This is a genomic window from Nonomuraea sp. NPDC003560 (genome assembly GCF_042878785.1).
Classification (GTDB): Bacteria; Actinomycetota; Actinomycetes; order Streptosporangiales; family Streptosporangiaceae; genus Nonomuraea.
In genome coordinates this window covers 153,649-165,716 of record NZ_JBIAOF010000010.1, presented here as the reverse complement: position 1 = coordinate 165,716, position 12,068 = coordinate 153,649, and the positions used below count along the sequence as shown (strand labels likewise).

General features: G+C 70.9%; 9 protein-coding genes. 1 reads left to right on the top strand and 8 read right to left on the bottom strand.

What is annotated here, in order from left to right:
- Window positions 1-118 precede the first annotated feature (118 nt).
- The 3 genes from ACFYUV_RS34335 to ACFYUV_RS34325 all read right to left on the bottom strand — a co-directional run bounded on the left by ACFYUV_RS34335 (window position 119) and on the right by ACFYUV_RS34325 (window position 3,238).
- The gene (locus ACFYUV_RS34335) at window positions 119-1,783 is read right to left on the bottom strand and encodes a TROVE domain-containing protein (RefSeq protein ID WP_387675978.1); all 1,665 of its coding nucleotides are present in this window, start codon (window positions 1,781-1,783) and stop codon (window positions 119-121) included.
- A 635-nt stretch (window positions 1,784-2,418) separates the two neighbouring features.
- Window positions 2,419-2,556 carry a hypothetical protein gene (locus tag ACFYUV_RS34330; protein WP_387675975.1) on the bottom strand — a complete coding sequence of 46 codons (138 nt, stop codon included), beginning with the start codon at window positions 2,554-2,556 and terminating at the stop codon, window positions 2,419-2,421.
- A gap of 82 nt (window positions 2,557-2,638) precedes the next feature.
- Window positions 2,639-3,238 (bottom strand): TetR/AcrR family transcriptional regulator, encoded by a 600-nt coding sequence (locus ACFYUV_RS34325; protein WP_387675972.1) that lies wholly within the window; start codon window positions 3,236-3,238, stop codon window positions 2,639-2,641.
- A gap of 65 nt (window positions 3,239-3,303) precedes the next feature.
- Between ACFYUV_RS34325 and ACFYUV_RS34320 the strand changes: the two genes are divergently transcribed.
- Window positions 3,304-3,996, top strand: a complete 693-nt coding sequence (locus tag ACFYUV_RS34320) for an SDR family oxidoreductase (protein WP_387675969.1) — start codon at window positions 3,304-3,306, stop codon at window positions 3,994-3,996.
- 299 nt (window positions 3,997-4,295) lie between these two features.
- Here the strand turns inward: ACFYUV_RS34320 and ACFYUV_RS34315 are convergent, their stop codons facing one another.
- From ACFYUV_RS34315 to ACFYUV_RS34295, 5 genes are all read right to left on the bottom strand, one after another.
- Window positions 4,296-5,567, bottom strand: a complete 1,272-nt coding sequence (locus tag ACFYUV_RS34315) for an FAD-dependent monooxygenase (RefSeq protein ID WP_387675966.1) — start codon at window positions 5,565-5,567, stop codon at window positions 4,296-4,298.
- Between the two features lie 191 nt (window positions 5,568-5,758).
- The gene (locus ACFYUV_RS34310; protein ID WP_387675963.1) at window positions 5,759-8,659 is read right to left on the bottom strand and encodes a tetratricopeptide repeat protein; all 2,901 of its coding nucleotides are present in this window, start codon (window positions 8,657-8,659) and stop codon (window positions 5,759-5,761) included.
- 319 nt (window positions 8,660-8,978) lie between these two features.
- On the bottom strand, window positions 8,979-10,232 hold the full coding sequence (locus ACFYUV_RS34305) for a hypothetical protein (protein ID WP_387675960.1): 1,254 nt from the start codon (window positions 10,230-10,232) through the stop codon (window positions 8,979-8,981).
- Complete coding sequence (locus ACFYUV_RS34300) at window positions 10,229-10,747, bottom strand: SigE family RNA polymerase sigma factor (RefSeq protein ID WP_358298005.1); 519 nt, start codon at window positions 10,745-10,747, stop codon at window positions 10,229-10,231. The genes ACFYUV_RS34305 and ACFYUV_RS34300 overlap by 4 nt, the downstream gene beginning before the upstream one ends.
- Before the next feature lie 83 nt (window positions 10,748-10,830).
- Window positions 10,831-12,060: a cytochrome P450 gene (locus tag ACFYUV_RS34295; protein ID WP_387675957.1), complete on the bottom strand. Its 1,230-nt coding sequence runs from the start codon at window positions 12,058-12,060 to the stop codon at window positions 10,831-10,833.
- Between the last annotated feature and the right edge of the window lie 8 nt (window positions 12,061-12,068).

Sequence of the window (12,068 nt, the reverse complement as noted above, 5' to 3'; positions counted from 1 at the left end):
TGTCTGTCCATCGGAGATCTTTTCCGGAAAACCGTCCGCGGGGAGAGGCGTGAGCGCTGCGACTCATGCGAGTGTTGAGCCTGCTGTCCCAGGCGCAAGCGAGGGGAAATCACCGCTTTCAGGCGCGGATGAAGCCGTTGACGATGAGCGGGAGCGACGCGTCGAGGCCGGCCACGTTCAGGACGCCTTCGTCCTTCGCGTCGCCGATCGAATGTCCCGCGGGCGTCATCGCGGCGACGACCACGCGAGCGTCGGCGTTGACGGTGCGGCGGTAGGCGTCGAGGCCCTGCGTCGGGTGGGAGCGTCCCGCCCAGGTCTCGTTGTCGGTGAAGACGATGATGCCGTCCACCTCCATGCGCTGCTCACGCGCCCACGTGAACGGCAGTGACAGGTCCGTGCCGCCGCCCGACGGCTGCCACGAGGCGATCTCGCGCAGGTTCGTGCGCGGGGTCACCTTGGAGGCGTGCACGGACGTGTCGACGTCGATGACGTGCAGGTCGCCCTTCTCGATGCGCGACAGCATGACCGCCATCGCGTTGCCCACCTCGTACGGGGAGCCGATCGGGGAACCGCCCACCCGGACCCCGCCGCCCCAGCTCATCGATCCGGACGAGTCGACGGCGACCAGCAGCCGCTTCCCGGACGGCTCGACCGCGCCGAACGACAGCTCGTACGTCTCCTCCAGCGCGTCGAGGATGGCCGGGACGGGCTGCCAGGTGTGCACGTCGGCGCGCGGGTCGGGCTGCGCCTGCCCGGAGGCGTAGACGCGCATCGCGAGCCAGGCGTCCATCGGGTGGATGCGGGCGCGCAGGATCGCCTGCTGGTCGGTGAGCCGCAGCACCGCCCGCGACGTGGCGTCCGCCATCGGCTTGAGGGTGCCGAGCCGGGTCATGCGGGCCAGGTTGCGGATGAGCGCGGTCAGGCCGACGGTCTCGATCAGCGCCTCCCACACCGACGGCTCCTTCAGAACCGAGTCCGGCAGGAACTCCCACGGCACCTTCGCCTCGGTGACCACCCGGACCGCGTCCTCGGCGGTGGTGACGGCCTTCGCGGTCAGGAACCGGTCGACGGCGGGCAGCTCGTCGCGCGCCTCGTCGTCGGAGACGTTGCCGGCGATCCAGCCGAACAGCGTCCTGCGCTGGTCGGAGTCGGCGACCGGGTGGGCGATCCGCAGCACGTCCCGCAGCGCGAACGCCTCGCCCTGCGGCGTCCTGCGCTGGGCCGCCTTGCACGCCTTGAACGCGACCGCGTCGGCCTCGCCGGTGAGGAACCAGGAGCCGAGCGCCGTGCGCAGGCTCCGGCCCATCGTGGGCGCGGTGCCTCGACCGGTCGCCTTGCCGCCGAGGTTCTTGTAGTAGCCGAAGAACTGGGCCAGGTGGTCGGTGGTCCGGGCGACCTTCGCCAGGGCCTGCTTGGCCGCTCGGCGGGTGTCGTCGTCGCCCTTGGCGTAGCAGGCGGCGAGCGCGAACAGGGCCGGACGCTGCTTCGGCGCGCGCGGCGGCCGGGCCGTCGAGATGTCGGTGAGCAGCCTGACGACGCGCGGACCGTCCTCGGCGATGGCCTGGAACAGCACGCCCGCGTTGTCGGCGGTCAGCTGGTTCTCGCCCACGTAGTAGGTGCCGCCGGTGGTGCCGAGGATGAGGAAGTCCTCCAGCTTGCGCCACACGTCCTTGGCGAACGCGTAGCCGCCGGCAGCGTTCCGCACCTGGTCGGTACGGCCGGGGATCGGCTGCGTCTGCGGGGTCGCGAACGCCGAAACGCTCGCGAGAGGGTCACGTGCCATTGTCAGCTCCTTGCTTTCGACCCGCCCGAGGGCGGATATGACGAAGGGGAGCGGATGTGGTGACGTCCACCGGCCTTTATGACAGACGCTCTTCCAGCTGAGCTACCATCCGGCCTTGCCGGGTGGGCAGGACTCGAACCTGCGACAACCTGTTCCCGATAACCGACGAACTTCGACCCGCTCCCCTGCCTGTGCGCGTCAGCCTTGCCGGCGCCGGGGCTCGAACCCGGACAACTCGAATGGGAATCGATGACCGATCGAATTCGACCCGTACCGCCGGCAAGGCTGACGTGCGATCAGGTCTGGAACCGGCACGGATATGGGTGCCCCACCGGCCGTTACGGTGCTCTGCCATTGAGCTACACGGACCGAGATCCGTGGCGGGATTCGAACCCGCAACCACCGGCTTAGAAGGCGATAACCGATGAGATTCGACCCGTGCCGGCACCGGACCTGACCAGCTTCGCGCGGCCCGGAAAGGCGCGGATGTGCGTGGCGGGCACCGGAGGGTTCTTTGTTGGAGAAAGATGACCGACGCCCATTCGACCCGCGCCTTTCCGTGTCTCGCGAAGCTGATCCCACAGTAGCGATCAGCGTGCCGCATCACACCTGAATATCGCCGAGATGGGGAAATATCAGCCCATCGTCCCGAGCAATGCACCGACCCGCCCTGTTCCGGCGGACGGCGTCGTCACCGCCTGCTCGGCAGCGGTGCGGCCGAAGTGCGGTTCCTCGGCCAGGGTCAGGAAGATCTCGATGTCACGCAGTTCCACGCCTGCTCTGTCCGCTCCTCCTGAAAGATGAGCTTTCCAGACTCATTGATCGGCGGAACGGGCGAATCACGTGCGGCGTCCCCTAGGGAGTGGTCTGGTCGCCGGTCAGTGCCGTGCGGGCGGCGGCGAGGATGTCCTCCGACAGCGGGTCGCCCGCGGTGGCGCGGGCCAGGACGAGGGCGCCGACCATGGTGCACAGCCGCACGACGCCGTCCTGGTCGGCGGTGGCGAGCCAGGCCGCGGTGTCGCCGACCTGCTCGGTGAACACGCGGCGAGCCTCCGCGTCCCCGTGACCGCGGGCGATGTCGACGGCGAGTCCGGCGGCGGGGCAGCCGTCGGCGGCGTTGTCGCGGTGCGTGGCGGAGAGGTAGGCGTCGATGAACGCCCGCTGGGCGGCTTCGCGATCTCCCTCGTGCCGTTCGAGCGCGCCGGCGCGAACGTCGGCGTGCTCCTCGAAGGCGCGCGCGGTCGCCTCGCCGATGAGGGCTTCCTTCGAGGCGAACTGTTTGTAGAAGCCGCCGTGGGTCAGACCCGCGGCCTTCATCAGGTCGGCGACGCTGACCTCGGTGCCCTGCTCGCGGAAGAGGCGGGAGGCCGTGTCGACGACCCGCCGGCGGTTCTGCCGTGCCTGCGCCTGTGATCCGCGTCCCATCTGCGCCCCCATTCGGATGTCAGTTGTCATCTATCCTATGCTGCGGCAGATAGATTACGTTCATCATCTATCTCATCCGCATCAAGGAGGCAGGCATGGTTCTGAACGGCGCGGTCGCGGTGGTCACCGGTGCGAACCGGGGTCTGGGGCGCCACCTGGCCGCACAGCTGCTGGACCGCGGCGCATCGGTCTACGCGGCCGTCCGCCGCCCCGACGACCTGGACCTGCCAGGAGTCACCCCGCTGCTCCTCGACGTCACCGACCACGCGTCGATCCGGGCTGCCGCGCGGATCGCCACCGACGCGACCGTCCTGATCAACAACGCCGGGATCTCCACCGGCACGCCTCTCATCGGCGGCGACCTCGACGCGGTGCGCCGGGAACTGGAGACGAACTTCTACGGCCCCCTCGCCGTCACCAGAGCGTTCGCCCCGGTCATCGAGGCCAACGGCGGAGGTGCGATCCTGAACATCCTGTCGGTGATCTCGTGGTTGCACCCGGCGCGAGCCGGGGCGTACGCGGCGGCGAAGGCGGCCGCGTGGGCGCTGACCGACGCGGCCCGCGAGGAACTCCAGCCCAGGGGGATCAGCGTCTCGGCACTCCATGTCGGCTTCATGGACACCGACATGACCGCCGGGCTGGACGGTGTCCCGAAGGCGGACCCCGCCGACGTCGCCACCCAGGCACTCGACGGGCTCGCCGGCGGCCAGGCCGAGATCCTGGCCGACGACCTCACCCGCCGGATCCGTCAGGCTCTGGCACGAGGCCCCGTCCCGACCGGCAGGTGATCGCCCGGCGCGAGCCGGACCGGCCGTTCCGCGCGCCGCCTTCCGGAGACGACGTTCACCGATCTCCTCTGGCGCGGTTGCCGGTCATGGATGGTCCTTCTTGCGGTGTTTCATGCTGGACCAGCTTCGCCGGTACGGCGTGGGGAACAACGCAGGATTCCGCAATGGTGCGTCAACCGCGGACTTGACACCGATCGGCGGCGCTTCGAGCATGGTGTGCGGTCCCGGCGCGGGTCGTCCACAAGCCGTACGGGCCGGCGAGGGGTGGGGGTGGTCCCTCTCGACACGCCATGTGGCACCTACGGCTTGGCCGGCGAGGTGGTCGGGGCTGCGGAGTCCGGTATCCCCGCGTAGTCGGGCAGCTCGACGCCGTTGATCGCGCGCCCGACCAGCTCGGTGAACCATTCGCCGGTGAAATCGGGGCGCGGCTCGGCGTCCGGCCCCGCGACGACGCGGCTGCGGGCGTTCAACCGGCCGATCTCCTGGTTGGCCTCGACGAACGAGCGCATCCGCGCCTCGTAGCGGGCGAACCCGGCGTCGGGGTCCCATCCGGCGGCGGCCAGCTCTCCGGCCAGCAGGTAGGCGCCGACCAGCGCCAGCCCGGTGCCCTGCCCCGACATCGGCGAAGAGCTGAACGCCGCGTCCCCGAGCAGCCCCACCCGTCCACTCGACCAGCGGCCCATCACCACCTGGGCGACCTGGTCGAGGTAGAAGTCCGGGGTGTCGTCCAGGTGCGCGAGGATGTCCGGGGTCAACCAGCCCAGGCCCGCCATCCGCTCACGCAGCAGGACCTTCTGGGCCGCGATGTCACGGTGGTCGACGTCGAAGTCGGCCGCGGGGAAGGAGAAGATGGCCATCGCCCGGGTGGCGTCCTGGATGGGCCGCAGGAGGGCGGAGCGACCGGACTCCTGATCCTGGTACTCCAGCAGCCAGCGGTCCAGCCCGAACTTGTTGGGCACACTGTAGAAGGCCAGCACGTGCCCGAGGTGGCGGAGGAACCGCTCATGCGGGCCGAAGACCATCGCCCGCAGCGCCGAGTGCAACCCGTCGGCCCCTACCACCAGGTCGAAGCGCCGCCGGTCGCCGCCCGCGAAGACCACGTCGACCCCGTCCGCGTCCTGGGCGAGCTCCGCGATCCGGTCGCCGAAGACGTACTCGACGCCGTCGCGGGTGTCGTCGTAGAGCAGCTGGGACAGGTCCCCGCGCAGGATCTCGATGTCCGCGATGTACCCGTCGCCACCGTCGTCGTCGGCACGGAAGGTCTCCAGCACGTGCCCGTCCGCGTCCACGGTGTGGGCGCCGGCGGTGTCGGTGCACGCCGCGCGCACCGCCGCGTCCAGCCCCATGCGCACGATGACCTCCTTGGCGACCCCGCGCGCGTCCACCGCCTGCCCGCCGGGACGCAGCTCGGCGGCCCGCTCCACCACGGTCACCTCGGCCCCCCGCCGGCGCAGCCAGTGGGCCAGCGCGGGTCCCGCGATGCTGGCCCCCGCCACCAGCACCCGGGGACCGCTCACCCGCTGCTCGCCGGTCCGGATGGTGTGCTCCTGCTTGGAGTCGTCGACGCTCATCACTGCCTCCATGTGCTTCCTCCCGCGCTGAACGTTCCCAGCACAGGGCCACCGCTGCCGGTGTGTCCAGCCGTATCGACCACGCATCCGCACAGAACTCATCGGCGCGCCCGAAGTCGCGTCCACGCTCCCGCGCCGGGTCCCCCAGGGTCGCTTCGCGTTTCCGCGCTCAGGTGAGGCCGTTCCTGCGCTCAGGTGAGGCTGAAGGGGGCCGGTTCCACGTCGAGCTCTCTCATCGCCTCGGCATAGAGCCGGTAGCGTCGACGGGCCTCACCATGGCGGCGGGCCTTGGCCAACGTCCGAACCAGGTCCAGGTGGGCCGCCTCGTCGTAGGCATCCCGTTCGAGCAGCCGGAGCAGGTAGCGCACCGCTCCGTCGGGGTCGTCGGCCGCCGCCGCGAGCGAGGCCAGCTCGCGAAGCAGGGCCTGGTGCACGGCGCGGGCCTCCTCACGAAGAGGCTCCAGCCACTCGGCGTAAGGAGAGTCCTCGCAGACGTCCCCGGTGTAGCGGGCTTCGGCCGCGACGAGCAGATCCTCGTCCTCGGCGGCGAGCGCCTCGGCGGCGGCGCAGAGGAACTCCTCGACATCGGTACGGAGTCCGACCAGCTGGATGCTGTACTTGTCGGCGCGCACGAACTCCCCCGGGCCGAACTTCCGTTGCGGATCCAGGACCGAGCGCACGGTGGACAGAGCGACCGAAAGCCGGTTGGCGCAGGACGCGGGCTCCTCACCCGGCCAGAGGATCTCCATCGCCGCTTCCCGGGCGACAGTGCGGCCGCGTTGGCACGCCAGCCAGGTCAGCAGGTCGCGCGCCTTGCGGGACTGCCATTCGACAGCGCCGCCGCGGCGGCTGAGCCGTACTCCGCCCAGCATGCACAACCGCACGGCGTCCTGGTCGAGGAGCGTGATCCCGCGGAGCAGGCCGGCGCCGGAGCCGTGCGGCCCGCGGACGCCGGCGCGGCGGAGCTCCTGCTCCGCCTCGTCGAGGCCGGAGCCGCTGAGCCGCGCGCGGGCGAAGGCGTTACGCGCGATGTCCACGGGGCTGCCGATCTGCGCCCAGATCTCCGCTGCGGAGGCCAGCAGGTCTGCCCGCTCGCCCGGGGATTCGGCCACGGTGAAGGCCGACAGTTCCAGGGCTTCGGCGATCTTGGCCCGGTCGCGGCGGCTGACGGCCGCCTCGTGGGCGGATCGGGCGTAGGCGCCGGCTTTGGTCCGGTCGCCGGTCTCCGCCCAGACCCAGCCGGCGGCCAGGAGCGCGTCCACCCGGCTGGAGCCGCCGCCTGCCGCGACCGCGCGTTCGGCCAGCTGTACGGCCAGCGCCGGATCGTCGACCGCGTGGACACGGGCCAGTCCGGCCAGGACCGTCTGGGTCAGATGGGCGTTTCGGAGTTGTTCGGCATGCTTCAGGGAGTTCTCGAAGCTGATCCGGGCATGCATCAGCTCCCCGCGCTCCAGATAGACCTGGCCGAGCCCCGCCAGTGGGTGGCCGAGCTTGTCGCTGCCCACCCGGCTGAAGATGTCGCGGGCCCGTCGGAAGTCGGCCAGGGCTTCGTCGAGCCTGCCCAGGCCCATGAGCGCCTCGGCGCGGTTGTGCAGGGCGATCGCGGTCTGGACGGGGTCCCCGACCAGGTCCGCTCGCCGTACCGAGAGGTCGGAGTCGGCGATGGCCTCGTCGTAGCGGGCCTCCTCCGTGCGGCTCGCGGCGCGGTTGGCCAGGACGCGCGCCGACAGCAGCAGGTCTCCCGCGCTCTCCGCGGCGGCGAGGGCGAGGGCGCTGTGCCGTTCGCTTCCGGCCCCGTCGCCGGCGTCGTGGGTGACCATGGCCAGCGCGGTGTGGGCGCAGGCGGCAGCGCGTTCGTCCTGGCAGCGGGTGGCCATCGCCAGGGCCTGTTCGGCCAGCTGGGTCGCCTCCGCGCTCTCGCCGACCAGCCAGCGAGCGCTGGCGGACCAGGCCAGCAACATCGCCCGGTCGGAGGAGCTCGACGAGGGCAGCGGAAACGCCGAGCCGTCGAAGCCGCCGGCCAGCTCGAACGTCGACAATGCCGCCTTGTAGTCCCCCCGCTGGTAATAGATCATCCCCATCCGCCAGGCCACCGCGGGGTCGGTGGCGTCGACACGGCGAAGGCACTCCAGCGCGCCGGCCCAGTCCCCCTGAACCTGGCGGGCCCGCCCCTCGGCCAGATTCACGGCACACGTCCGCCGCTCCTCCGGTACGGCGACGCAGGCCCGGACGAGCTCAGCCGCGTGCCCCTCGGCGAGCAGCGACGCATGCCACCTTTCGATCATCGCCACCCGATGGCCGGGCTCGGCACAAACCGCCAGCGCCTCCCGGACGAACCCATGCGACTCATACCAATGGGCCGCCGCCGACCCCCGTCCGGCATCGCCCATGAACTCCCTGACCAGGGTGGACACCACATAGCCCTGATCGCAGGGCGTGATCAGGATGTGCTGAGCGGCCAGAGCGCGGAGCTCCTCGCGGGAGACGGCGACCCCCATCGCCTGGCACAGCTCGTGAGTGAACCACGGCAGCCGAGCGGTCGCGCGGAGGAACTCCTCGTGCTCGTCCTTCACCACCTCCTCGACCAGATAGTCGAACACCGGCGTGGCGGCGATCCGTTTGGCACGGTCCGACCGGGGCAGGCCGCTCAGCCAGCTCAACGTGAGCCGTACGGCGACCGGCCACCCCTTGGTGAGCTCGTGAACCTCCTCCGCCAGGTCGTCCGCCCCCAGGACGATCGAGGCGAGCGAGCGGGTCTCGGCAGGAGTGAAGGCCAGCTGTTCGGCCGACACCTGGAAGACATGGCCGAGGCCGCGCATGCGCTGGATCGGGAAGGGCACGGCGGAGCGTGAGATCAACACCAGGTGAAGGTCGTCGCCGCCGTGGTGACAGAGCTCTTCGAGCAGGCGCGCCCCGGGGGTGCCCGGCTCGATCCGCTCCACCTCGTCGATGACGAGGACGGTCGGCCGGCAGACGGCGGCGGCCAGTTCGGTGGCGAGCCCGGCCGAGCGGATCCACCCGGCCGGCGCGCCCAGGGCCTGGCAGATCTCTTCGATCAGGGTGGCGTCGTCGGCCCAGGTCAGCCACGTCACCGGTTGATCAGGCCGGGCCCGCGTCCAGCCGCGTACGGCTGAGGTTTTGCCGCCGCCCGGGCCCGCGGTCACCACGGTGAGCCGGTGTCGCGGGATCTGATCGAGAAGGGCGGTGAGTTGCGCTCGTGCCAGCAGAGGCTCGGTCGCCGTCACAGCGAGAAGTATCTGCCGGGCTGGACCCCAAGGCAACCGAAAGATCCATTTCTTCCGGAGGCCGAGGTCAGGCTCGCGATGCTCCGCCACAGCAACGGGCTGACCGTGGAGTTCGACGACAGCCGGCCGCTCCCGCGCCGGCCCCGGCCGCTGTCGTCCTGGGGCGTCAGCCGCTGGGGAAGCCGGGCGCCGAGACGCTGCCGCCCCACGGGGGCAGCCGGTAGGCGGCCAGCTTGCGGATCTTGCCGGTGGTCACGTCGATGGCGTAGGCGATGTCTCCGAGGTCGGGCCACCGGTCGGAGCCCGGGTCCCGTATGGCGGTGCCCAGGGCCAGGACCTCACGCTCGTTGAGCCAGTATCCGAGCCGGTGCGGGTTCAGCTGCCGCGGCGGGTCGAGCTTGACCTCGGACCTGACCTGGCCGCTCGCCCGGTCCATGGTGACGATCTTGTCGTACGGCTCGCTGTTCGTCACGGTCTCCCCCTTCGCCGCCGGGCCGGTCAGCATGGCCACGGTCGTGCCGTCCGGGCCGACGGCTCCCGTCAGCGCCCAGGTCTTCGGCTCGGCGAAGACCGTCACCTTGCCGTCCGAGAGCACGCCGAACCGGCCGTCCTCGTGCTCCACGACCATGGGGACGCCCTCGTCGGCGGGATGGAGGGATTGCCAGCCCTTGGGCACCTCCTCGACGACCCGCCCGCTCTCCACGTCCACGACGACCTGGGGGATGCCGACCAGGTTCAGGCCGAGCCGGCGCCCGTCCGGCGAGAAGGTGATCAGCCCGCCGCCCTTGACCATGGCCTTGCGCCTGACCACCTGGGGGATGTCCCAGACCTGGCCGGTGTCGAGCTCGCGGACGGCGAAGCGTTCACGCCCGGGGACGTAGTAGGCGATGCGGCGTCCGTCGCGGGAGATCGCCAGCGGGGCGGCGGTGTTCATGTAGTTCTTCTTGGTCTGGTCGGTGTAGACGCTCAGCGCATCGGCGACCCGGTACCGGGTTCCGTCCTGCAGGACCACCTTCCACTGCAGGCACGTCTCGTCGGCCACCGGCGCGTTGTCCGCGCCGGGCTTCCATGCGTCCTGGCAGAAGTCGTAGTAGGCGTAGCGCACCGGCCCCACCCCGGACGCGGGCAGCACGGCGCGGACGGGGACGAGGTCCTCCGGCGACGGTGTCGGCCCCGCGGGAACGCCGCGGAAGGTCGGAGCGGACGAGGGCGTACCCCTCGTGACGGCGCCGACGTCGGCGGGCCCGCCGGGATTGACGAGAAGGGTGACGGCCAGCGTCAGTGCGGCGACGGCCGCGACCGCGGAGCCGCTGATCAGAGTCGTTCGCGTACGCCGGGCGCCCCGCAGCGCGACCTCGGCGAGATCGACGTCGGGCGCCTGCCGGGCGATCGCGTCGAGCTCGTCACGGAACCTCGTCATCGCGGCACCTCCACCGGATCGATTTCGGACAACAGATCGGCCAGTTCGGGCGCGAGGACGCGCAGGCGGCCCAGGGCGTAGTGGGTCTGGCTCTTGACCGTGCCGGCTGAACAGCCCAGCGCCTCGGCGGTCTCCTCGACGCTGAGGTCCTCGTAGAAACGCAGCACGAGGACGGCGCGCTGCCGTGGAGTCAGCCGGACGAGCGCCTGTTGCAGGACCATCCGGTGCAGCCCGGCGGACTCCGGATCGTAGGCCGGTTCCGGCGGGCTGCTGGTCAGGATGTCCGTGCGCCTGCGCCGCAGCCAGGACACGTGCTCGTTGACCAGGGCCCGCCGGGCGTACGCCTCGGGGTTGCCGTCCTTGGCCAGCTTGGGCCAGTGCCGGGCGATCCGGGTCAGCACGGTCTGCAGGAGGTCCTCAGCCCGGTGGGCGTCTCCCGTGAGCAGGTACGCGGTGCGCATCAACGCCTGTTGGCGGGCGCTGACGAACTCCCTGAATCCCTCATATTTGTCCATGCGACTCCTTCCGCCCTAATGAACGCAGGACCTCGGAAGCCGGTTGGAGGCGATCCACCTCCGATGCGCGCGTCCCGTCCTGCTCACCAGGTGACCGGGAGTTCGTGCACGCCGTAGATGACGGCGTCGGTCTTGAACGGCAGGTCCCCGGCGGGTGCGGCGAGGCGCAGGGTGGGGATGCGGCGGAACAGGGTGTCGAAGACGATCCGCAGTTCCATCCGGGCCAGGTTCTGGCCCAGGCACTGGTGCGGGCCGAAGCCGAAGGCGAGGTGGTGGCGGGCGCCGCGCTCGACGTCGAGTTCGCCCGGGTCCTTGAACACCGCCGGGTCCCAGTTGGCCGACAACATCGAGACGATGACGCCCTCGCCCGCCTTGATGCGCACCCCGCCGATCTCCACGTCTTCGGTGGCGAGCCGGGAGGTGACCCCGTCGGCGATGGTGAAGTAGCGCAGCAGTTCCTCCACGGCCATGGGCGTCCTGTCCGGGTCGGCCTTGACCAGGGCCAGCTGCTCCGGATGCGTCAGCAGCCCGACCACGCCGAGCGAGATCATGTTCGCCGTGGTCTCGTGCCCGGCGGTCAGCAGCAGGAAGGCCAGGCTGACCAGGGCCGCGTGGTCGAGGACGCCCTCCTGGCGTTGCCGGGCGATCTGCCGGCCGAACAGGTCATCGCCGGGTTCGGACTCCTTGCGGGTGACCAGGTCGTCGAGGTAGGCGCGTAGTTCGGCGAAGGCGCGCCGGCGCTCTTCCAGGGAGGTCCGCCGCACCATCATGGCGGTGCGGCTCTGGAAGAAGTCGTGGTCGGCGTACGGGACGCCGAGCATTTCGCAGATCACCAGGGAGGGCACCGGCAGCGACAGCGCCCGCACCAGGTCGGCCGGCCGCTGGTCGGCGGCGAGCAGGTCGTCGATGACGTGGTCGACGATGTCCTGGATCCGCGGGCGCAGCGCGGCCAGCCGCCGCACGGTGAACTCGCCGATCACGGGACGGCGGGCCGCGGCGTGTTCGGCGCCGTCCATGCCGAGCATCAGCGGGGGCTGGCTGCGCAGCTGCTGCAGAGTGGCCGCGTCGAGGGTGTAGAGCGGGAAGCCGTCCTTGCGCTTGTCGGAGGAGAAGCGGCCGTCGGCGAGGACGGCCCGGCCCTCCTCGTGCCCGGACACCCACCACGCCTGGCCTCCGCCGGCCAACCGGATCCTGTTGATCGGCGCCTGCTCGCGCAGTCGTTCGTAGGCGGCGGGCGGGCTGAACGGGCAGCCGCGCTCGACCGGCAGTTCCAGGTCGGCGAGTTCGCCGGTGTGGGCGACGTTCTCTGTCATGAATGACC